Origin of the sequence: Streptomyces sp. HNM0574 (genome assembly GCF_012726235.1) — a bacterium.
GTDB lineage: Bacteria > Actinomycetota > Actinomycetes > Streptomycetales > Streptomycetaceae > Streptomyces.
In genome coordinates this window covers 190,001-210,863 of the sequence record NZ_JAASAH010000012.1, presented here as the reverse complement: position 1 = coordinate 210,863, position 20,863 = coordinate 190,001, and the positions used below count along the sequence as shown (strand labels likewise).

Here is a 20,863-nt window from a genome sequence, read left to right as displayed (position 1 = left end):
TAGGCGCAGGGCCGGCAAGCGCAGCCGCGCCCGCCACGGTGCGGGGTGCGGCTGCGTCGGGGCTGAGGCCTTGCGCAGTTCCCCGCGCCCCTTATTCGCGGGGTCACCCCGCTTGGGAGGTCTGCGCCTCAGGCGCAGGGCTGGCAAGCGCAGCGCGGGCCCGCCCCGGCGCGGGGTGCACAACTGCCGTCACCGGGCCGCCCGTACGTCGTGGCCGTTCGCGCAGTTCCCCGCGCCCCCGGGAAAGAGGGCGCGGGGGCGGTGTCAGAGGGAGGTGACGTCGAGGGTGCCGGCGGCGTAGTGGCCGCGGAGGACCTTCTTGTCGAACTTACCCACGCTGGTCTTCGGCACCTCGGGGATCACCGCCCAGCGCTCCGGCACCTGCCAGCGCGCGAGGCGTTCGGCGAGGAAGGCACGCAGTTCCTCGTACGAGACCTCGCCCGCGCCCTCGCGCAGAACGACGGTGGCCAGCGGCCGTTCGCCCCACTTCTCGTCCGGGACGGCCACGACCGCGGCCTCGGCCACGGCCTCGTGCGACATCAGCAGATTCTCCAGCTGAACCGAGGAGATCCACTCGCCGCCGGACTTGATGACGTCCTTGGCCCGGTCGGTCAGCGTCAGATAGCCGTCGGGGCTGATGACGCCCACGTCACCGGTACGGAGCCAGCCGTCGGGGCTGAACTTGTCCTCGGGGCGCACCGGTTCCTCGCCCGCGCCCCCGTAGTACGCACCGGCGATCCACGGTCCGCGGACCTCCAGCTCGCCCGCGGTCTCCCCGTCCCAGGGCGCGAAGGTGCCGTCCGGCGCGGCGAGCCTGGCCTCGACGGAGGCGGGGAAGCGGCCCTGGGTGAGGCGGTACGGCCACTGCTCCTCGGGGCTGAGCCCGGCGGGCGGCAGCGCGACGGTGCCCAGCGGCGAGGTCTCCGTCATGCCCCAGGCGTGCACGACGGGTACGCCGTGCCGCTCGTCGAAGGCGCGCATCACCGACGGCGGGCAGGCGGCGCCGCCGATGGTGACGGAACGGAGGCAGGAGATGTCGCGCGGCTTGGCGTCCAGGTCGGCGAGGAGACCCTGCCAGATGGTGGGCACGGCGGCGGCGTGCGTGGGGCGTTCGCTCTCGATCATCTCGGCGAGCGGCGCGGGCTGGAGGAAGCGGTCCGGCATGAGCAGCCCGGCGCCGGACATGAAGGCCGCGTGCGGGATGCCCCAGGCGTTGACGTGGAACATCGGGACGACGGGGAGGGTCGTGTCGGCGGCCGAAAGACCCATCGCCTCGGTGGTGTTGACCTGCATGGCGTGCAGATACACCGAGCGGTGGGAGTAGACCACGCCCTTGGGGTCGCCGGTGGTGCCGGAGGTGTAGCACATGGCGGCGGCCTCGCGCTCGTCCAGCTCCGGCCAGTCGTAGGCGCCGGGGCGTCCGTCGAGCAGGCTCTCGTACTCGTGCACCGCGGCGCGGCAGTCCGCCAGGACGGAGGTGTCCCCGGGGCCGACGACGACCACGTGCTCCACGCTCTCCAGGTCCGGCAGGACGGGGGCGAGCAGCGGCAGCAGGGTGCCGTTGACGAGGATGACGCGGTCGGCCGCGTGGTTCACGACCCAGGTCAACTGGTCGGCGGGAAGCCGCAGGTTGAGGGTGTGGAGCACGGCGCCCATGGAGGGGACGGCGAAGTACGCCTCCAGGTGCTCGCCGTTGTTCCACATGAGGGTGCCGACCCGGTCGCCGCGTTCGACGCCGAGCTCGTCGGCGAGGGCGTGCGCGAGCTGCGCCGAGCGGACGCCGACCTCCCGGTAGGTCCGGCGGTCCGGCTCGCCGTCCCCCGTCCAGGTGGTGACGCGCGAGGTGCCGTGAACGGCGGCTCCGTGGCGGAGGATGCGCGAAATGGTCAGCGGCACGTCCTGCATCGTGCTGAGCACCGGGGGCCTCCCGTGGTGGACCGGGTTGTGCGGATGCGGCGGGCCCATTACGCACCGGTAACGGGCCATGCCACGGAAGCCTGCCACCGACCGGGAGGTATGTCACGGGGTCGGGCTGTGTGCGCGGTCACGTAGAGCCATCACGGGGCCACGGACGGAGCGCGGCCGGTACGCGTCCCCATCGTGCGCTAGGCGGCGGCCAGTTGGGCACCTCCCGGGGCGCCCGCGACCTCCTGGGCGAGCGTCGGCAGCGAGTGCACCGTGCGCTGCGCGGGCACATGCCCGGCCGGACGGGCCCCGCGCGCGGCGGAGGGGCCGGGCCCCTCGCGGGAGACCGTCACGTCGTACGGGACGGAGTCGTGGCGGGGGCCGTCGGGGTGCGGGCCGTCGGCGGAGCCGGTGATGTCGGCCGTGAGCTGGGTGTCCGCGCGGAGCTTGGACAGGGCGCGGGAGACGGCGCTCTTGACCGTGCCGACGGAGACGTCCATCACCGCGGCGGTCTGCGCCTCGCTCAGGTCCTCGTAGTACCTGAGGACGACCATCGCGCGCTGGCGGGCCGGGAGTTTGAGGATCGCGTTCCACATCGCGTCCCGCAGCGCCTGCGCCTCGGCCGGGTCGGGGCCCTGCTCGGGCTCCGGCTCGGGCAGCTCCTCGCAGGCGTACTCGTCGACGCGGCGCTTGCGCCACTGGGAGGTGCGGGTGTTGAGGAGCGCGCGCCGGACGTAGCCGTCCAGCGCCCTGTGGTCCTCTATCCGGTCCCACGCGAGGTAGGTCTTGGTGAGCGCGGTCTGCAGCAGGTCCTCGGCGTCGCGCGGGTCGGACGTGAGCGAGCGGGCGGTGCGCAGCAGCACCGGCCCGCGCGCCTGCACGTACGCCGTGAACGTCAGCGGTTCCCGCTGCGTCGCTGTCGTGTCGGCGCTCCGGTCGGTCCGGACGGTCCCAGGCGTGGTCATGGCTCAACGCTAGAAGCCGCCCGGCGTCAACTGGATCGACCGGAGGTCCCGAAGCGTCCTCCGCCTCTGGGTGTAGAGGCGGCACGCCCTCCACCTCCTTTAGGTGGAGGACCCCGGGAGCGTTCTCAGGGTGCGTTTCGGGAACCGTCCGGGCGTCCTCGGAAACCTGCTGGTCAGCCCAGTCGTGCGACGGGGGCGTCGACCCGGTTGCGGTCGATGTTGAGCCGTACGCCGCCGTAACTGCGGGTGACGTCGCCCTGGTACTGGTGGATGCGGCGGTGCGGGCTCCAGGAGCCGGAGGCGAGCACCGGTTCGCTGTTCACGTCCGCCCTGCCGTTCCACCGCGCGAACCACACGGCCTCGGGAAGTGCCGGGTGGAGGCCCTTGCGGGCGTTCTCCATGTGGGCCAGTCCGGAGGCGGCGCTGCTGTAGAAGCCGGGCAGGTAACCGGCCTCGCGCACCCGGGTGTTCCAGCCCTTGACGAAACTGAGCGTGGTCGCGGCGCAGCGGCTGTCGGCGTGGTTGTAGTCCTCCATGTCGAGGTAGAGGGGGCTCTTGGCACCCAGGCCGTACTCCTTCGCGCGCTGCACGGCGTCCTGCCCCTCACGCGCGCCCTGCGCCCAGGGGTCCTGGTGGCTCATGCGGAACTTCTTCTTGTGCTCGGCGCGGACGCACGGGGACTGCGAACCGACGTACAGCGGCAGCAGTTTCCAGCCCATGCCGTCGACGGAGCGCACCCAGTCCGGGGTCAGGTTGGGCTGCGCGCAGCCGCGTCCCCGTCCGCCGAAGTACACGCCGACGGCGCCGAAGGGGGACGTCTTCCGCCAGGTCCGCATCGTCTGCTCGGAGGGGGCGCTACAGGTGTCGAAGGCCTCGCCGGTGAAGATCCGCGCCCCGTTGCGCGGGTCGTCGCGCACGGTTCCGGTCTGCGGCGCCCGGCCGCCGGTGCGCGCCGGTTCGGCCGCCTGGCCGGTGTCCGAGCCGGTGACGTCCGTGGCGACGGCCTCGCCGATCTCGCGCTCGACGGCGCTGCGGACGCCCTCGGGCGTCTCGTCGGCGGCGGGGCCGGGTGCCGCCGCTGCGGGGTCAGGTGAGGTGCCGGGGGCCGTGCCGGGTTCGGGGGTGCCGGGAGGGGTGTCGGCCGCTGCGGGGAGAGCGCCCGCCGTGACCAGGGTGGCGAGGGCGGCGACGACAACGACCGGGACAGTGACTCTTCGTACGATCTGACTGTTGGTCCGCATAAGGCGAGTGAAGAAGGCGACGGGCGCGCCACCCGTCAGGCTCGCCCGGCGCCCCCGCCGATTCAGCCATCTGCCCCGCACGGCTCGCGTCCGGCGGGGCAGCCCCGTCAGTCCGCCGTCAGCAGCAGCCCCGAGGTCGGGACGCCGGTGCCCGCCGTGACCAGCGCGCACCCGGCCCCGTCGACCTGGTTGACGGAAGTGCCGCGCACCTGCCGGACGCCCTCCGCGATGCCGTTCATCCCGTGCAGATACGCCTCGCCGAGCTGGCCGCCGTGGGTGTTGAGCGGCAGCGCGTCCGCCGCGACGAACCCGGAGCCCTCGCCGCGCCCGCAGAAGCCGAACTCCTCCAGCTGCATCAGGACGAACGGGGAGAAGTGGTCGTAGAGGACGGCGACGTCGACGTCCGAGGGCCGCAGGCCCCCGGCGTCCCACAGCTGCCGTGCGACGACGCCCATCTCCGGCAGCCCCGTCAGACCGTCGCGGTAGAAGCTGGTCATCTGTTCCTGCGCGCGCCCGGCGCCCTGCGCGGCCGCCGCCACGACGACGGGGCGTTGGCGCAGGTCACGGGCGCGTTCGGGGGTGGTGACGACGACGGCCTGGCCGCCGTCGGTCTCCTGGCAGCAGTCCAGCAGCCGCAGCGGTTCGACGATCCAGCGGGAGGCGGCGTGGTCGGCCGCGGTGATCGGCTTGCCGTGGAAGTAGGCGGCCGGGTTGGTGGCGGCGTGCCGCCGGCCGGTGACCGCGACGGGCGCGAAGGCGTCCGGCGTCAGCCCGTACGTGTGCAGGTAGCGCTGGGCCGCCATCGCCACCCAGGAGGCGGGCGTCAGCAGGCCGAACGGCAGGGACCAGCCGAGCGCGACGCCCTCGGCCGAGGGCTCCCGGTGCTGCACGCCCGAGCCGAAGCGGCGCCCCGAGCGTTCGTTGAACGCGCGGTAGCAGACGACCACTTCGGCCACCCCGGTCGCGACGGCCATGGCCGCCTGCTGCACGGTCGCGCAGGCCGCGCCGCCGCCGTAGTGCACCCGCGAGAAGAAGGACAGCTCCCCGATCCCGGCCGCCTGCGCGACGGTGATCTCGGGGCTGGTGTCCATGGTGAAGGTGACCATGCCGTCGACGTCCGAGGGCGCGAGCCCCGCGTCGTCCAGGGCCGCGTGCACCGCCTCGACGGCGAGCTTCAGCTCGCTGCGCCCCGAGTCCTTGGAGAACTCCGTCGCGCCGATCCCGGCCACCGCGGCCTTCCCGCCCAGCGCGGAACCCCGTGCCGCGCTCATACGGTCACCACCACGGTGCCGGTGACGTGCTTGCCGAGCCGGTTGCGTCCGGTGACGGCGATCTCCACCGACCGGGCCTCCGGTTCGCCTTCCGCTTCCCGTACTCCGGTGACCGATCCGGTCAACGTCATGGTGTCGCCCGGGTAGTTGGGCGCGCCGAGGCGGATGGCGACCTTCCGCAGGCGGGCGCCGGGCCCTGCCCACTGGGTGACGTAGCGGCCGACGAGTCCGTTCGTCGTCAGGATGTTCATGAAGATGTCCGGTGAGCCCTTCTCCCGTGCCGCCTCGGCGTCGTGGTGCACGTCCTGGAAGTCGCGGCTTGCCACGGCCCCCGCGACGATCAGCGTGCGCGTCACCGGCACCTCCAGCGGCGGCAGTTCGGCGCCTTCTGTGATCTCCGCGCTCATGCCCCGGCCTCCTCGGGTTCCGCTTCCGCTTCCGGTCCGGTCGCCAGCGCAGTGCCGAGTTCGGCGAGCAGCCTCGCCGGTGAGCCGAGCGCGGCGTCCAGCTGGCGGCCCCACAGGAAGTGGCGGTGGACGGGGTGTTCCAGGTCGGCGCCGATGCCGCCGTGCAGGTGCTGCCCGCTGTGCACGACCCGCCGCCCGGCCTCCGCCGCCCACCAGGCGGCCGTCAGCGCGTGCGTCTCCGAGGGCAGCCCCCGGTCGTGCCGCCAGGCCGCCTCGTAGGTGGTGACCCGGATCGACTCGGTGTCCATGTACGCGTCCGCGGCCCGCAGTTGGACGCCCTGGTGGACGGAGAGCGGGCGCCCGAACTGCTCCCGCGAGACGGTGTGCGCCACGGCCCGCTCCAGCGAGCCCGCGCACACCCCCGCCTGAAGCGCCGCGAAGGCCGTCCGTACGCAGGCGCGCAACCAGGCGTACGGGGCGTGCAGCGGTTCGGCCCGCGCGCCGTCGAGCGTGAGCCGCCCGGCCGACCAAGGCGCCGTCGTCTCCACGGGCTCGGTGACGGCGCCCGCTTCCGCCGTCCGCAGCAGCCACAACCGGCCCTCGGCGCAGGGCAGCACCACGTGCGTGGCGTCCCGCAGCCACGGCACCACCGGCACCGTGCCGCTCAGCAGCCCGCCCGCGGCCCGCACCTGGGGCCGCTCCGGGAGGACGCCGGTGGCGACCGCCGTGCCCTCGCGGAGCGCGGGCAGCAGCTCGGCGCGCTGTTCCGCGCTGCCGTGCGCGGCCAGCGGCAGCAGCCCGTACGCGCAGGTCACGGCGAGCGGTACCTGCGCCGTCCGGCGCCCCTGCTCCTCCAGGACGAGCGCGAGGCCCAGCAGGCCGATCTCCTCGACGGCCGCGGGGAGTCCGGACGCGCAGAGGGCCTTCCACAGCGGTGCGTCGGTGGCGGTGCCCAGTTCGCTCAGGCGCTCGTGCGAGGACAGGTCGGCGAAGATCTCGGCGGCCAGCGCGCGGGCCGCCTCCTGCCCCTCCTCCGGCGTGAAGTCCATCAGGCCGCCCCTTCCTCGTCACCGGCGGCCCGGAAGGAGGGCAGCGTGAACCCGTCCCCCGAGCCCCCGTCCACCCGCTGGAACTCCAGCGAGAGCGGCATCCCGATCCGCACCCGGTCGCAGGGCACCCCCGTGACGTTGCTGACCACCCGCACCCCCTCGGCGAGTTCGACCAGCGCGACCGCGTAGGGACCGCCCGTCCCCTCCGGCGCGTCCTCGGTGACGGTGAAGGCGGGGAAGGGCGGATGGTGCATCACCACGTACGAGTAGACGGTGCCCTCGCCGGTGGACTCCTCGGGCTTCCAGCGCGGCGAGCCGCAGGCGTTGCAGCCGGGGAGCCACGGGAAGCGCGCCGCACCGCAGTCCGCGCACCGCTGGAACAGGAAGACGTGCCGCTCGACGCCCTCCCAGAAGCCCGCGTTGTCCCGGTTGACCACGGGACGCGGCCGCGTCCTGGCCTCCTTCTTCTTCGGCGCCGGACCGCGCTCGGCCGGCGCGTACTTGAGGATGCGGAACCGGTGGGTGCCCGCGAGTTCGCCGTCGGCGCGGACGTCCATCCGGGTCGTCACGAAGTGGCCCGTACCGAGCTTCGTCGTCTTCCGCGGCGAGACGGACTCGATCACCGCGTCGAAGCTGACCGCCTGCCCGGGCCGCAGCGGACGCAGGTACTCCTGCTCGCAGTCGGTGGCCACCACGGCCCGCATCCCCGCCCCGTCCAGCGCGCCCAGCAGCGCGTCGTACGGCCCGCTCCTGCCGGTGCGCCCCGCGAGCCCGGCCATCGTCCACACCTGGAGCATGGTCTCCGGGGCCGAGCCGTCCGGCGGTACGGGGTGCCCCAGGGCCTCGCACCAGTGCCGGATCATGGCCGGGTTCACGGGGTCGGGCCCCGTGCCGGCCGTCGCGGCGGGCAGCCCCTCGTAGGCCCGCAGCTCCTCGTACAGCGCGTCACCGGGCTCCGGGCCCGCCGGAGTCGCCGTCGCCTGCTCCGTCACCGCTTCCGCCTCCGCATCCCCAGCCGCATCGTCGCGACGATCTCCCGCTGGACCTCGCTCACCCCGCCGCCGAAGGTGTTGATCTGCGCGGCCCGGTTCATCCGCTCCAGCTCGCCGTCGCCCAGTACGCCCGGCTCCCCGGCGCGTACGAGGCCGGCCTCGCCCGCCACCTCCTGGCAGAGCGCGTACACCGCGACCGTGCTCTCCGTCCCCGCGAACTTCACGCCGCTCGCGTCGCCCGGGCTGAGCGTGCCCGCGCCGACGTCGCCGACCAGGCGCCAGTTGAGCAGCCGGGTCGCCGCCAGCCGGGCGTGCGCCTCGGCCAGCCGCATCCGCGCCCAGGGCTCCTCGGCCACGCCGGTGGCACGCGCGCGGGCCAGCGTCTGCGCGAAGGCGTCCTCGGCCTGCATGCCGAGGGCCGCGAGGGCGACGCGTTCGTGGTTGAGCTGGTTGGTGATGAGGTGCCAGCCGCCGTTCTCCTCGCCGACGAGGTTCCCGGCGGGCACCCGCACCCCGTCGTAGTACGTCGTCGTGGTCCGCAGCCCGCCGACGGTGTCGATCGGGGTCCAGGAGAAGCCGGGCGCGTGAGTGGGGACGAGGAGGATCGAGATGCCCCGGTGCTTCGGCGCCTCCGGGTCGGTGCGGCAGGCGAGCCAGATCCAGTCGGCGTTCTGCGCGTTGCTGGTGAACACCTTGCTGCCGTCGACCAGCCACTCCGCCTCCCCGTCGCGGACGGCGCGGGTGCGCAGCGAGGCGAGGTCGGTGCCCGCCTCGGGCTCGGTGTAGCCGATGGCGAAGACGAGCTCGCCGCGCAGGATGCGGGGCAGGAAGTACGCCTTCTGCTCCTCGGTGCCGTACTTCATCAGCGTCGGGCCGACGGTGTTGAGCGTGACCATCGACACCGGTGCCCCGGCCCGGTACGCCTCGTCGAAGAACACGAACTGCTCGTCCGGGCCGCGCCCTTGGCCGCCGTACTCCTCGGGCCAGCCGAGGCCGAGCAGGCCGTCGGCGCCGATGCGGCGGAGCAGCGCGCTCCGGCGTTCCCGGTCCGCCTCGACGGCGGCGCGTTCGTCGGGGGGTATGAGCTCGCGGAAGTAGGAGCGGAGCTCGGCACGCAGGCGCCGCTGCCGCTCGGTCGGGGCGAGATGCATTTTCTGACTGTCCGTCAGATCTGCGCGGACTGTCAAGAGACCGGACCCGCGCACAGCGGCGCGCCCGCGTCCGGACCGACTCCGTACGCGGGCGCGCCGCCTCACTCACCGCGCCCCGTGCGTCAGGCCCGCACGGGGACCCGGGTCACCAGCCCCAGAGGTTCGTGAAGTTCACGTTGGCCGTGTGGTTGTCCTGGTCGATCAGGTTGCCGTGGCCGTTCACGTTGGCGTTGTTGGCCTGGTTGGTGTTGGCGCCGTCCCCGACGGCGCCCTGGGTCTGGCTGTTGACGTTCGCGTTCGAACCGTCGTTCGCGAAGCCGCCGTTGTCGGCCTGTGCCACACCGCTCATCAGGGCGAAGGCGAGCGGCACGGAGGCGGCTGCGGCGAGAACGCGAGCGGTACGGATGCGTGCCATGGTTCATTCCTCCACTGACGGTAACTACGTTGCCCGGTACGGCAGTTGGACCGCTGCCCCGGCGAACTTGCGACGTCGCGGAACCAGAGTTGCGCATGCCCCGCCCGGCGAACCACCCCGGACCGGGCCATTCGCCCGCACGCATGACGACGAGCCGATAAACCTCCCGCACGCCCCGAACCACCACAACCGGGCATCCCGCACCGCACGCCCCTTGCCCCGCAAGGGCCCCGCCGCGGCCCCGGCCCCCGCGGCCACCGCGCACCGGCGCACGCCCCCGCCGGATTCCCCGCCTCCGCCCTCCCGCACCGAATCCGTGTACGAATCAGCGGCGACATCCGGCGAACGCATCCGGACACAGCCCTCCGAAAGGGTCAATCGGCGCAACCCCGCACCACCCCCGGCTGTTATCGCCGGTGAATCTCACCCGCCCTGAGCACGCACAGGAGACACCATGCGCATCCGTTCCACCGTGGCCGCCCTCGGACTCGCAGCGGCGGGCATCGCCGGCACCGCCGGCACCGCCGTCGCCGAAGGCGGCGACGGCACCGAGTCCGTGACGGGCAACGGGTCGAGCTCGTCCTACGGCAACTCCGCCACCAACGGCGACCTCAGCGGCCAGCTCGGCGCCGTCCAGGGCTCGCTGAACGACCTCTGCCTCGGCGTGCCGGTCAAGGCCAACATCGGCTCGCTGATCGGCCTCGTCCCGATCACGGTGCAGGACATCAACGTCCTCTCCAACCCGCAGAACCAGCAGTGCGCCGACAACTCCACCCAGAGCAAGGGCGACGAGCCGCTCTCGCACATCGTGGACGGCGTCCCGATCATCTCCGGCAACGGCGTCGGCAACGACTCCTGACGCAGCACGCGCCCGACGGGCCCGTGGTCACCGGTGCGGTGACCACGGGCCCGTCCCGTTCTCCGTCCCCCGCCGTCAGCCCTTGCGGAAGGCCCAGTCCATGCGGGGCTCGACCGCGAAGCGGAACGCGCGCCGCACCGGCTCCGTGCACAGCAGCGTGATCACGCCGCCGGCGAGGAGCGTCACCACCACCGCGCCCCACGGGGTGTGCGGCCAGCCCGCGTACCAGCCGGCCGCCTCGGCGCCCTTGATGACGAAACCGTGCAGCAGGTACCCGTAGAGCGTCCCGGCGCCCAGCGCCGTGAACCAGGTGCGGCGGCGCGGGACCCACGCCAGGAAGCACCCCGTCAGCACCATCGAGCAGCCGAACAGGGCGAGCGTCATCACGACCCCGGCCCACCAGGGCGCGCCCAGCTCCTGCGCGCTCTCACGGTGGTAGAACCACACGTCGTTCATGTGCCGGGCCGCCCAGTACGCGAAGCCGAGCGCGGCCGCCATGACCACGAGCGCCAGCCGCCTCGGCCGCTTGCCGCGCAGCCGCTCGAAGTGCCGCGGCTCCAGCACCAGCCCGACGACGAAGAACGGCAGGAACTGCAGCACCCGTTGCAGGTCCAGGTCGTCCCCGATGTGCGGCGCGACAGAGGCCAGCACCGCGAAGCCCAGCGCCAGCCCGACCGGCCACCGCACCAGCTTCCACAGCGGCGTCGTCAGCCGCCAGATGAACAGCGCGACCAGGAACCAGGTCAGCCACCACGGCTCCAGCAGCGCGATCGGCTTGTCCGGGTCGTCCCCCGTCAGCCGCTCGAAGAGCGCGTACGCCGCCTTGAACAGGACGTACGGCACCGCCACTCCCGTCACCAGCCGCTTCAGCTGATCCGGGCGGCCGGTGAAACTCCGCGAGAAATAGCCGGAGATGACGACGAACGCGGGCATGTGGAAGGCGTACACGAACATGTACAGGCCCATCACCGCCCGCGATCCGTCCCGCAGCGGCTCCCACGCGTGACCCATCCCGACCAGCACGATCGCCAGATACTTGGCGTTGTCGAAGAACGGGTCCCGCTGCTTGGGCGGCGACTCCCGCGGCGCCGCGTGCCGCGCCGCCGGGGACGGTCCGGGGGGTGCGTCAGACATCGTCCCCACTGTATGTGTACACGCCAGGAGGCCCACGCCGGCCGCGTACCGGCGAGACCCACGGGAGGACACCGCGTGACCACCGCACCGCTGCCGGAGACCGTACGGCACCTGCCGCTCGACGCGGAGCTGACCGGCCTCGCCGAACTCGTCGGCGACGCACGCGTCGTGGCGATCGGCGAGAACAGCCACTACATCCGCGAGTTCACCGAACTGCGCACCCGGATACTGGACCTGCTCGTCACCGAGCTCGGCTTCGACGTGCTCGCCTTCGAGTCCGGATTCGCCGAGGGCCACCTCGTCGACGACTGGGTACGCGGCGGTCCCGGCGACGTCGAAACCGTCGCACGGCACGGATTCACCTTCCGCTTCGGCGACTTCCCCGAGATGCACACGATGCTCCGCCGGCTCCGGGCCCACCACGCGGCCGGCCACCGCATCCGCTTCACCGGCCTCGACGTGCCGGGCTCCGGCGGCTCACCCCTGCCGGCCCTGCAACGCGTCCGCGCCCACCTCGCGGCCCACCACCCCGGCCACCTCCCCTTCGCCGACGCCGCGATCGAGGCCACCGCCCCGTACGACTCCCCCAACAACGGCGCCGCGCCCGCCCGTTACGCCGCACTGGACACCGCCGTACGCGACGCCGCCACCACCGCGCTGGCCCGGCTGCTGCTCCGCCTCGACGCGCTCCACCCCGGCCCGGACCCGCTCGCGCACACCGTCGCCCGGCACCACGCGCTGGGCGCGCTCCGCCTCGACGAACAGCTCCGCGAGCTGCACCACCTCGGCACCCTCGCCCCGCCGCCGCCCGGCGAACCGCCCCTGACGCTGCCCTCCTCGCGGGACCTGTACATGGCCGAGACCGTCCGCCTGCTCCGCGCGCCCCACACCACGGGCGGCACCGGCCTCACCGGCGACGGCACGGGCGCCCGCGTCGTGCTGATGCTGCACAACGCGCACGCGCAGCGGGTGCCCATGCGGCTGCTCCCGCACGCGCCGATGACCTCCACCGGCAGCCACCTGGCCGCCGACCTCGGCCCCGGCTACCTCGCCATCGGCCTCACGGCCCGCACCGGCACCACCACCGACGCCGGCCTTGACCCGCAGGCCCCGCACGGCATCGCCGTACACCCCGTCCCCCTCGGCCCACCGGCCGCCGACACCATCGAACACACCCTCCCCGCCGACCACCCCGTCCTCCTCGACCTCCGCCCCGCGCGCGGCACTCCGGCCCCCACAGCCCTCCGGCACGCCCACCTCACCACTCCCACCGACCTCCCGGCCGCCTACGACCTCCTGGCCCATCTGCCGACCATGAGCCCGGGGTTGGCGGAGGAGGCGTGAGCGCGGCCTCACATGGGCCCGAAGTGCTCGCGTACCGCGATCCGGGCCAGCTTCGTCAGCATGATGCCGTTGCGGGTACTGACGATGTAGTCCACCGGGAGTCCGTGCATCCGGGTTCCGGGGCCCCGGAGGGGGTGCCAGTCGAGCGTGACGAGGGTGTGCTCACCCCAGGGGGCCAGCTTGAGGGCGATCCGGGCCGCGCCGAAGGGATCGGCCTTCGCCTCCAGCTCCAGGCGGTACGGCGGCTCGGAGACGCGGACGACGCAGGTGTCGTCGAACGTCAACGGACCGACGCCGACGCGGACTTGCAGACGGGCACCGACGTCCGGCCATTCCGGGTCCACGCCGAGGATCCGCTGGGTTCCCGTGACCCACTCCGAGTAGCGGTGCCCCTCGGACAGCAGACCCCAGACCTCGGACGGCGAGCTCAGGATCAGACAACGGTTCCGGGCCATCATCACGCTCCTGGACTCGACGGACGGGCCCGCCACCGCATCTCCGGCCACCCCGGACCCACCCTCCGAGCCTCACCCCGACCGCACCCCCCGCACAGCCGACGGGCCCCGGACGAGTGACCCCCACGCCCGGCCACGCAGACGGCCCTCGCCCCCAAGGACTGATCGCCGCCCTGCACGCCGGTGCGCCGTCGGGGCCCCGGGGCCGCCGGCACGCCATGTCCCATACCCAAGCCGCGAGTTGGCCGGTCGGGGCTGTATGGCCGATTCGCAGCCAAACGATCACAGAGGGTAGTATGTGAAATGTTAATTACACAATGAAAGGCTCAACCGTGTCCCCGACGCATGTAGCACTGGAAATCCTTCAGAATCTGATCGCCGCAACGCCTCTGGACATCGGCGCCCTTAAGTCGATCCTCTTCGGAGGCTGACAAGCCTCCTCTCAAAGGGCCCCGGACCCCGGGGCCCTTCTTGTTTTTCCTATTTCGTCGGCCGCTACTGCGGTGCGCGCAACTACCTCTGCCAGCAGCGCCGTTGGTGCGCAAACGCCACCTTCGGTGACGCCCTCCGGAAGTCACGCAGGCTGCGGATCTCCTTACCCAGCCACGTTCAAGCCGTAGGACCTGTGCTCACCACAACGGCGCGGCGGGCGAATCCTTCGGCAATCGCCGCATCGCTGGGAACCTCCCGCCTGATCATGAACACCTGGTCAGGGTTAGCCAAGAAGAGCAACTGCCTCCTGCCGCCGGACAGCACAGCAGCCTTTTCCGGGGAGCCAACGGGGGCCGCGTCACTTCGAATCCTTGTGAATCAAGGCGGGGGTGGACCCGGTGGACGTGGCGCGGCGTGCGGGAGCTGGAGGCGGAGAGCTGAGCCGATCCTGGCTCACAGATGGCCCACACGCACTGGTCAACGGTGGGATAGACGCGAAACGGGGTGAGACACCCTGCACGCAGAAGGGCCGCCCCTCTCGGAGGGGCGGCCCTTCTGACCTGCTGCTTCTCTACCTCGGCGGAGGCGGTGGGATTTGAACCCACGGTGAGGGGTTACCTCACGACGGTTTTCAAGACCGTTCCCTTAGGCCGCTCGGGCACACCTCCCCGCACCGCCCGGGGGCGAGTGCCCGACCAGGGTAGCCGTTCCGGGGCCGTCGGGGAGCACGTGGGCCGGGGGCGGGGGTGGGCGGGGAGGTCAACTGGCGGGCGGGGAGGGTCAGTCGTCGCCCTTCTTGGAGCCGAGGGTGACCTCGGTGGTGCGCTCGGCGCCGTCGCGCTCGTACGTCACCTTCACCTTCTCGCCGGGCTTGTGCGTCCAGATCGTGCCGATCAGGGTCGGGCCGCTGTCGATGACGGTGTCGTCGAGCTTGGTGATGACGTCGCCCGGTTCGAGGCCGGCCTTGTCGGCGGGGCTGCCCTGCGGCACCGGCTCGGTACCGCCCTCGCCCCGGCTCGCGATCCGGGCGCCGCCGCCGGAGCCCGCCATCTCGACCGTCGCGCCGATGACCGGGTACACCGGCTGGCCCGTCTTGATGAGCTGGGTGGCGACGCGCTCGGCCTGGCTGACGGGGATGGCGAAGCCGAGGCCGACGCTGCCGCCCGAGCCCTGCTCGCCGCCCATGCCGCCGCCTCCGCCGCCGGGCTGGATGGCGGAGTTGACGCCGATGACGGCGCCCTGCGCGTTGAGCAGCGGGCCGCCGGAGTTGCCCGGGTTGATGGACGCGTCGGTCTGCAGCGCGTTCATGTACGAGGCCTTGGTGCCGCGGCCGTCGCTGGAGGCGACGGGACGGTTCTCGGCGCTGACGATGCCGGTGGTGACGGTGCCGGAGAGGCCGTACGGGGCGCCGATGGCGATCGTCGCGTCGCCGACCTCGACCTCGTCGGACTTGCCGAGCGGGAGCGGTTCGAGCTTGCGGTCGCCGGCGTTCTTCAGCTTGATGACCGCGATGTCGTAGCCCTGGGCGCTGCCGATGACCTCGGCCTCGTACTTCTTGCCGTCGGAGAAGGTCGCCGTGACCCGGCTGCCCTGCGCGGCGCTGGCCACGACGTGGTTGTTGGTGAGGATGTGGCCTTCCTTGTCGTAGACGAAGCCGGTGCCGGTGCCCTCCTCACCCCCGCCCGCGGTCTGGATCGTCACGACGCTGGGCAGGGCCTTGGCGGCTATCCCGGCGACGGACTTGGGCGAGCGGTTCAGCGTCTTGGGGTCGGAACCGGCGGAGACCGTCGTCGAGCCGCCGTTGCCCTGCTGGTCGGCGACGACGAAGCCGACCCCGCCGCCCACGATCCCCGCGACGAGCGCCACCGCGACCGCGGCGGCGACCAGCCCACCGCGCCGGCGCGGCCGGGGCCCGCCGGGCGCGGGCGGCGCGGCCCACGGGTTGTGCGGCCCGCCGGGCCCGCCCGCGCCGCCGGGACCACCGGGGCCGCCGTGCCCCGCGGCGCCTCCGCCGTACGGGGGCATGCTCGCGGTGTCGCCGGGGCCCTGGCCGGGGGGCGTGCCCCAGCCGCCCTGCTGGTGGGCGGCGACGGGGGGTGCCTGCGGCGGCTGCCCCGGGTGGGGCGGCTGCGCGGGCGGCGGCGGAGGCGTGGGCCCGGCCTTGTCGAGGCTCGCGCCGCCGGCCGCGCCGGAGGAAGCGGCGGGCTCGGCCGGCCGCTCGGTCGTCGTGTGCGGGGTGGCGGCCGCCTCGTCGGGCACCTGCCGCAGGTCCGTCGTCTCGTGCTTCGGCTCCGTGCCCGGCACCGCGGGGGGCGTGGGTGTCGGCCCCGCCGCGGGCGTGGCGGCAGCGCCCTCGTGGTCGGTGCTCACAGCTCTCTCCTCATCAGGTACACGACATCGCCAGGACAGGCATGCAGATTTTCAGGTAGCCACGGACAGCCTTCCTCATGACGCGTCAGGCGGGCGTAAGCCGAACCCCCGCCTCGCAGGGCCATCCTTTATCCCGCGCAAAACGGACGCATCCGCAGCGTCGTCCACAGCGCCATCCGGCGGCACACCGGCCACCGGCGGCGGAGGTCCCGGACGCGTCCGGCGCCGCCTCGGACAGGCCGCCTCCCGGCGCCCCTCCGGGGCGATGGCACGATAACCCGGTGAGCTTTGAGATCCCCCGCGGGGCGCCGCGCACCCCCGAGTCCCCGATCTCCGTCATCGCCCACCGCGGCGCCTCCGAGGACGCACCGGAACACACGCTCGCCGCGTACCGCAAGGCCATCGAGGACGGTGCCGACGGGCTGGAGTGCGACGTCCGGCTCACCGCCGACGGCCATCTCGTCTGCGTCCACGACCGCCGCGTCAACCGGACCTCCAACGGCCGCGGCGCCGTCTCCGCGCTCGAACTCGCCGATCTCGCCGCGCTCGACTTCGGCTCCTGGAAGGACGAGGATCCGGCCGGGAACGGCGTCCACCGCGTCCCGGGGCCCGAGCCCGTGCGCGACCCGTACGAGACGGTCGAGCACGAGGACGCCGAGCGCACCTCCGTGCTCACCCTGGAGCGGCTGATCCAGCTCGTCGCGGACGCGCCCCGGCCCGTCGAGCTGGCCATCGAGACGAAGCATCCGACGCGCTGGGCCGGCCACGTCGAGGAGCGGCTGCTGGAGCTGCTCGACTGCTATCAACTCCCGGCGCCGGTACGGGTGATGAGCTTCTCCGCGCGCTCCCTGCACCGGGTGCGCGCCGCCGCGCCGCACATCCCGGGCGTCTACCTGATGTCACTGCTGCTGCCCCGCCACCGCGAGGGACGGCTGCCGCCGGGCGTCCGTATCGCGGGCCCGGGCATGCGCATCCTGCGGGCCCACCCGGAGTACGTGCAGAAGGCGCACGAGGCGGGCAACCAGGTGCACGCGTGGACGGTGAACGAGCCCGAGGACGTCGACCTGTGCGTCCGCCTCGGCGTCGACGCCATCATCACGAACCGGCCACATCACGTACGGGCCAGGCTGCGCGGCGAGGGCGGCTGAGCCGCGGCACGGCCGGGACCCGGCGGGACGGCGCGCCCGCAAACGTCCGGCTTGCCCATGATCACGTCGCGGTGTTTGTCCGTGTCCAGGCGGGACTCACCTGGAGTGCACCGGCGCATTCGCTCTGTATTTGATCGTTGGGATTGCGTCAACCCGGCGTGCATGGCCGGTTTCCGATCCACTCTCCTGGGGCATTCATCCCCTGGCGTGGGGCAAAGGAGGTCTCGGGGGTGGCGTTGGTGGTGGCACAGGAGGTGCCTGCTTCGTCGACCATGGCCGTACCTCATGGCCCGATGGGCGTGGGGGCAGCGAGGCGCAGGATGCGCGAGGAACTCCTCGCGGGCGGCGCACCGGATGCGGTCGTGGACGACGCCGTACTAGTTCTTTCCGAGCTGCTGAGCAACTCGTGCCGCCATGCGCGGCCGTTGAGGGGGGACGCATACGTCACGGCGGCCTGGAGCCGCGAACCGGAGGGTGAGCTGCGGATCGCCGTCACCGACGGCGGCGGACCCACCAGACCCCTTCCGGCCACACCGTCGATCACCGCGCGGGGCGGCCGCGGCCTCGCCATCATCAGCGCACTCGCCCGCGACTGGGGCGTGTCCGAGGAGATCCACGACGACGAACTGCCCGGCGAGCCGGGCTGGGGCGAGCAGGTCAAGGGCGTCACCGTCTGGGTCCTGCTGTCGGCCCGCGAGCGGCCGGGACGGGTACCGGACACGGCCGTCGAGCTGGGCGTCGGCCCCATCGAGGGCCTCGACGGACTCGACGGCGCCCTCAACTCCGGTGCCGTGCACGGACACGGCACCCGGCACGGCGGGCACAACGGGGTGCCCGCCGGAACCCACAACGGAATCCACGGCGGCAACTGCGCCCTCGGCGACGGGCGCGAGCCCGGGCACGGCGACGGGACGGGAAAGCGGAACGGAGCCCGACGCCCCGCTCCCCTCCCCGAACCGCTCACCCGGGACAACACCGGCCACGCGCCGGTCGAGGAACGGCGCCACCGCTGATCCCGGCCGGGCCCGTCCCCACGGTGCGCCACGCTCACCGTGCGTACGGGCCACGGCAGTTGGGACACACCCGGGCCGGGCCGGTACGGGGACGGCGGGCGGCCGTTCACCCTTCGGAGCGGGGCAGGCGCAAGGGCGGTGCCGCAGGGCCTAAGCTCGCGGCGACAGTTCGTACCGCAGATTCGGAGAGCCGTACGCCATGGCCAAGAAGCGCCGCCCCCAGACCCAGGCCGCCAAGCCCCAGCTCGCCGACGGTGAGATCCCCGTCGTCGGCGCGCGGGAGCCCTGCCCGTGCGGGTCGGGCCGCCGTTACAAGGCATGCCACGGGCGGGAGGCCGCGCACGCGGTGACCGAGCTGGTGCGCCGTCCCTTCGAGGGCCTGGCCGGGGAGCCGGACTGGGTGGCGCTGCGCGAACTGGTCCCGGCGGCGACGGCGGAGCTGACACTCAAGGACGGGCTGCCGGAGGGCGTTCCCGCGGTGCGGCTGGCCACGGTGCTGCCGATGGCGTGGCCCGCGCTGCGCCGGGACAACGGCGAGGTGCTGCTCGGCCTGCAGAACGACCTGGCGTCCGGCGACATCAGCCGCGACCTCGCCGACAACCTGCGCCGCGCGCTGGAGGCGGAGCCGGGCACCCCGGTCAACACGGCCCGCCCGGCGCCGGACGGCCCGCGCCTCCAGGACCTGCTGGACCCGCAGGCCCCGCTGGTGCCGGAGGTGCACAGCGGCTTCGAGTTCTGGGTGGAGGACGCGGAGCAGTCCTCGCCCGAGGTCACCGCCTCGCTGGAACGAGCCAATCAAGCCGCGATCCCGACGGCCCGTCTCGCCTCCGCCGAGGGTGCCTACTGGTGCGAGACGCCGGACAAGAACCACCTGCGCTGGGTCATGACGACGCCCGAGGAGCAGCTGCTCGACGCGCTCGCGCGGCTGCACGCGGCCGGCTCCTCCTCGCTGGGCGAGGGGACGCGGCTCGTCGGCTCGTTCCGCGCGCACGGGCTGACGGTTCCGGTGTGGGACCTGCCGAGCTCGATGACCTCGGAGGACTGCGAGAAGCCCGCCGCCGCGTTCGGCGAGCGGCTGGCCGAGGCGCTGCGGAATCCGGCACCTCTGACGGCCGACGAGCGGCGCGCCCGCAGCGGTCTCACCAACCGCCAGGTGACGCTGAGCTGACCGGAGTGGACGATTCCGCAATGGCCGTGCGGAGGAGATGTGACCGTGACTCCCGTCACGTCACAGCTCTAATCCCCTGTATCCGCCGGTAATTCGGCGTCCGGATCTGCGCGATCGAATTTGCGAACGGCCAATCTCTTGTTACCTTTCTAGGAGCCCGGTCGCTGGTGCATCCCCCGTCGCCAGCGACCGGGTTCTTTACTGCCCGGAACCGCCCGCCATCCGAGCGGCGCCCCGAGGCCCTTCCCCAACTCCCGTACGCGCCCCGCGAGTTGCGCACCGGCGCCCACGGCCCCCGAGCCCCCGGCACACCCCCGGAAGAACTCCCGCGCCGCGCATTCCCCGCGGTGCCCGCACCGCACAGACACCACCAGACGGCCACAGATACCGTCACGGCCGGATACCGATCCCCCGGCCGGGCACGCGCTCACCACGGAACGGCACACCCCGTCACGGCCCCGCACATCTCCCTCACGACCGCCGTCCCCGTACGGGTGACGCGCCGCCGGATGAACGCCCCTGGCCGGGCGGCCCGTTCGGCCGCCGGCCTCAGTAGGCGAGGGTGCTGCCCGTGTCCGGGGTCGCGGCGCTGGCCTCGACCAGGCCGTCGAGGAGCGTCTCCATCCGCGGGAGCCAGGGCGCCCCGCCCGCGCCGCGCTCCGCGACCGGCCGCCGCTCCCAGCGCACCTGCCCGGCGCCGGTGGCGGAGGGCGGCAGCACGACGTACCCGCCGCCGCCGTGGAAGCGGAGCGAACTGGGCACCCAGTCATGGGCGTAGAGCAGTTCGCCGAGCTCCTCCATCCGGTACGGCTCGACGAGCAGCGTGAAGCGGGTGGTCGTCGCGGCCACCGGGCCGACCCGTACGCCCGAGCGGTCGAACTCGGCCAGCGCGCGCACGCCCGCGACGGCGGGCAGGCTGAGCGCGCAGGGCGCGCGTCCGCCGGTGGCGAGAATCAGCGGCGCCGAGGGGCGGTTGGTCCACCACCAGCGCACCATGCGGGCGTCGGTGGTGGCGGCGAGCAGCGCAGGGTCGAGCGGATGCGCGCCCGGGACGACGCAGTCGGGGTCGCCGCAGGCGCAGGCGCCGTCGAGCTCCGCCTCACCGTCGCCGGGCTCCCCCGGCGGGCCCATCGGGGCCTCGCCGACGGGGACTTCGCGTTTCTCCTCCGTCTCCGGATCGCGGGAGGTGAGTGCCGCACCGGGCAGCACGGGCCACTGCCACTGGGTGGCACAGGTGAGCGCCGCGTTGCGCAGCGATGACCGGGTCATGCGTCGCCTTCCGAGGATCTCGCGCATATGCGCTCGTTCCTTTCCGTAAACGCCAACGGATCGTCTCGACAACAGATCGTTCAGCCCATCACACCGCGTCGAACTCTTCTCACTGCGCGCGCTGGTCAGCGCATCATGCTGCGGACCGAGCGTGGTACCTGGCGGGGGGTGGCGTGCGTATGGCGATCGCGCTGCGTGCTGCCACCTGTGCTGGGTTTCGCGTGTACTGCGCCTGTTGCTGCCTGGTGCGCGCCCGCCATGAGCCGGTACGGCGG

The 20,863-nt window shown here is 73.1% G+C and carries 16 protein-coding genes, 1 tRNA gene and 2 pseudogenes; 5 read left to right on the top strand and 14 right to left on the bottom strand.

Features of this window, described 5'->3' with window-relative positions:
• Nucleotides 1-264: 264 nt before the first annotated feature.
• The 9 genes and pseudogenes from HCC30_RS20765 to HCC30_RS20725 all read right to left on the bottom strand — a co-directional run bounded on the left by HCC30_RS20765 (nt 265) and on the right by HCC30_RS20725 (nt 9,396).
• On the bottom strand, nt 265-1,917 hold the full coding sequence (locus HCC30_RS20765; RefSeq protein WP_169444108.1) for a long-chain fatty acid--CoA ligase: 1,653 nt from the start codon (nt 1,915-1,917) through the stop codon (nt 265-267).
• A gap of 407 nt (nt 1,918-2,324) precedes the next feature.
• Nucleotides 2,325-2,870: pseudogene (locus HCC30_RS20760) on the bottom strand (SigE family RNA polymerase sigma factor); the annotation flags it as partial.
• Between the two features lie 173 nt (nt 2,871-3,043).
• Complete coding sequence (locus HCC30_RS20755) at nt 3,044-4,111, bottom strand: DUF1906 domain-containing protein (protein WP_169444107.1); 1,068 nt, start codon at nt 4,109-4,111, stop codon at nt 3,044-3,046.
• Between the two features lie 107 nt (nt 4,112-4,218).
• Nucleotides 4,219-5,382 (bottom strand): lipid-transfer protein, encoded by a 1,164-nt coding sequence (locus HCC30_RS20750; protein WP_169444106.1) that lies wholly within the window; start codon nt 5,380-5,382, stop codon nt 4,219-4,221.
• Nucleotides 5,379-5,789, bottom strand: coding sequence for a MaoC family dehydratase (locus tag HCC30_RS20745; RefSeq protein ID WP_169444105.1), 411 nt, complete (start codon nt 5,787-5,789; stop codon nt 5,379-5,381). Before HCC30_RS20745 ends, HCC30_RS20750 begins: the two co-directional genes overlap by 4 nt.
• A complete protein-coding gene (locus HCC30_RS20740; protein ID WP_169444104.1) occupies nt 5,786-6,838 on the bottom strand; it encodes an acyl-CoA dehydrogenase family protein in 1,053 nt (350 codons plus the stop codon). The genes HCC30_RS20745 and HCC30_RS20740 overlap by 4 nt, the downstream gene beginning before the upstream one ends.
• Nucleotides 6,838-7,830 carry an OB-fold domain-containing protein gene (locus HCC30_RS20735; protein ID WP_169444103.1) on the bottom strand — a complete coding sequence of 331 codons (993 nt, stop codon included), beginning with the start codon at nt 7,828-7,830 and terminating at the stop codon, nt 6,838-6,840. The genes HCC30_RS20740 and HCC30_RS20735 overlap by 1 nt, the downstream gene beginning before the upstream one ends.
• Complete coding sequence (locus HCC30_RS20730; protein ID WP_169444102.1) at nt 7,827-8,981, bottom strand: acyl-CoA dehydrogenase family protein; 1,155 nt, start codon at nt 8,979-8,981, stop codon at nt 7,827-7,829. The genes HCC30_RS20735 and HCC30_RS20730 overlap by 4 nt, the downstream gene beginning before the upstream one ends.
• 145 nt (nt 8,982-9,126) lie before the next feature.
• Nucleotides 9,127-9,396, bottom strand: a complete 270-nt coding sequence (locus HCC30_RS20725; protein WP_169444101.1) for a hypothetical protein — start codon at nt 9,394-9,396, stop codon at nt 9,127-9,129.
• 454 nt (nt 9,397-9,850) lie between these two features.
• Here HCC30_RS20725 and HCC30_RS20720 point away from each other — a divergent pair, with 454 nt between their 5' ends.
• Complete coding sequence (locus tag HCC30_RS20720) at nt 9,851-10,255, top strand: rodlin (protein ID WP_169444100.1); 405 nt, start codon at nt 9,851-9,853, stop codon at nt 10,253-10,255.
• Nucleotides 10,256-10,330: 75 nt separating this feature from the next.
• Here HCC30_RS20720 and HCC30_RS20715 read toward each other — a convergent pair whose 3' ends face one another.
• Nucleotides 10,331-11,389: an acyltransferase family protein gene (locus HCC30_RS20715; protein WP_169444099.1), complete on the bottom strand. Its 1,059-nt coding sequence runs from the start codon at nt 11,387-11,389 to the stop codon at nt 10,331-10,333.
• 75 nt (nt 11,390-11,464) lie between these two features.
• Between HCC30_RS20715 and HCC30_RS20710 the strand changes: the two genes are divergently transcribed.
• A complete protein-coding gene (locus HCC30_RS20710; protein ID WP_346776729.1) occupies nt 11,465-12,733 on the top strand; it encodes an erythromycin esterase family protein in 1,269 nt (422 codons plus the stop codon).
• A gap of 8 nt (nt 12,734-12,741) precedes the next feature.
• Here HCC30_RS20710 and HCC30_RS20705 read toward each other — a convergent pair whose 3' ends face one another.
• The 3 genes from HCC30_RS20705 to HCC30_RS20695 all read right to left on the bottom strand — a co-directional run bounded on the left by HCC30_RS20705 (nt 12,742) and on the right by HCC30_RS20695 (nt 15,990).
• Nucleotides 12,742-13,188: an SRPBCC family protein gene (locus HCC30_RS20705; RefSeq protein WP_206324106.1), complete on the bottom strand. Its 447-nt coding sequence runs from the start codon at nt 13,186-13,188 to the stop codon at nt 12,742-12,744.
• A 1,012-nt stretch (nt 13,189-14,200) separates the two neighbouring features.
• Nucleotides 14,201-14,288, bottom strand: a tRNA-Ser gene (locus tag HCC30_RS20700).
• Between the two features lie 112 nt (nt 14,289-14,400).
• Nucleotides 14,401-15,990 (bottom strand): trypsin-like peptidase domain-containing protein, encoded by a 1,590-nt coding sequence (locus HCC30_RS20695; protein WP_169444098.1) that lies wholly within the window; start codon nt 15,988-15,990, stop codon nt 14,401-14,403.
• Between the two features lie 281 nt (nt 15,991-16,271).
• On the opposite strand from HCC30_RS20695, the gene HCC30_RS20690 reads away from it, so the two are divergent.
• From HCC30_RS20690 to HCC30_RS20680, 3 genes and pseudogenes are all read left to right on the top strand, one after another.
• The gene (locus tag HCC30_RS20690; RefSeq protein WP_346776728.1) at nt 16,272-17,138 is read left to right on the top strand and encodes a glycerophosphodiester phosphodiesterase family protein; all 867 of its coding nucleotides are present in this window, start codon (nt 16,272-16,274) and stop codon (nt 17,136-17,138) included.
• Nucleotides 17,139-17,368: 230 nt separating this feature from the next.
• Nucleotides 17,369-17,740 (top strand): annotated as a pseudogene (locus tag HCC30_RS20685) (ATP-binding protein); the annotation flags it as partial.
• A gap of 610 nt (nt 17,741-18,350) precedes the next feature.
• Nucleotides 18,351-19,319: a DUF5926 family protein gene (locus tag HCC30_RS20680; protein ID WP_169444097.1), complete on the top strand. Its 969-nt coding sequence runs from the start codon at nt 18,351-18,353 to the stop codon at nt 19,317-19,319.
• A gap of 549 nt (nt 19,320-19,868) precedes the next feature.
• On the opposite strand, the gene HCC30_RS20675 is transcribed toward HCC30_RS20680, so the two are convergent.
• A complete protein-coding gene (locus HCC30_RS20675) occupies nt 19,869-20,615 on the bottom strand; it encodes a bifunctional DNA primase/polymerase (RefSeq protein ID WP_169444096.1) in 747 nt (248 codons plus the stop codon).
• Nucleotides 20,616-20,863 lie beyond the last annotated feature (248 nt).

What these genes read in the sequence shown, in the direction of transcription:
- HCC30_RS20755 (WP_169444107.1), bottom strand. Translation starts at nt 4,111, where the DNA reads ATGCGGACCAACAGTCAGATCGTACGAAGAGTCACTGTCCCGGTCGTT.
- HCC30_RS20750 (WP_169444106.1), bottom strand. Translation starts at nt 5,382, where the DNA reads ATGAGCGCGGCACGGGGTTCCGCGCTGGGCGGGAAGGCCGCGGTGGCC.
- HCC30_RS20745 (WP_169444105.1), bottom strand. Translation starts at nt 5,789, where the DNA reads ATGAGCGCGGAGATCACAGAAGGCGCCGAACTGCCGCCGCTGGAGGTG.
- HCC30_RS20740 (WP_169444104.1), bottom strand. Translation starts at nt 6,838, where the DNA reads ATGGACTTCACGCCGGAGGAGGGGCAGGAGGCGGCCCGCGCGCTGGCC.
- HCC30_RS20730 (WP_169444102.1), bottom strand. Translation starts at nt 8,981, where the DNA reads ATGCATCTCGCCCCGACCGAGCGGCAGCGGCGCCTGCGTGCCGAGCTC.
- HCC30_RS20725 (WP_169444101.1), bottom strand. Translation starts at nt 9,396, where the DNA reads ATGGCACGCATCCGTACCGCTCGCGTTCTCGCCGCAGCCGCCTCCGTG.
- HCC30_RS20720 (WP_169444100.1), top strand. Translation starts at nt 9,851, where the DNA reads ATGCGCATCCGTTCCACCGTGGCCGCCCTCGGACTCGCAGCGGCGGGC.
- HCC30_RS20715 (WP_169444099.1), bottom strand. Translation starts at nt 11,389, where the DNA reads ATGTCTGACGCACCCCCCGGACCGTCCCCGGCGGCGCGGCACGCGGCG.
- HCC30_RS20705 (WP_206324106.1), bottom strand. Translation starts at nt 13,188, where the DNA reads ATGGCCCGGAACCGTTGTCTGATCCTGAGCTCGCCGTCCGAGGTCTGG.
- HCC30_RS20680 (WP_169444097.1), top strand. Translation starts at nt 18,351, where the DNA reads ATGGCCAAGAAGCGCCGCCCCCAGACCCAGGCCGCCAAGCCCCAGCTC.
- HCC30_RS20675 (WP_169444096.1), bottom strand. Translation starts at nt 20,615, where the DNA reads ATGCGCGAGATCCTCGGAAGGCGACGCATGACCCGGTCATCGCTGCGC.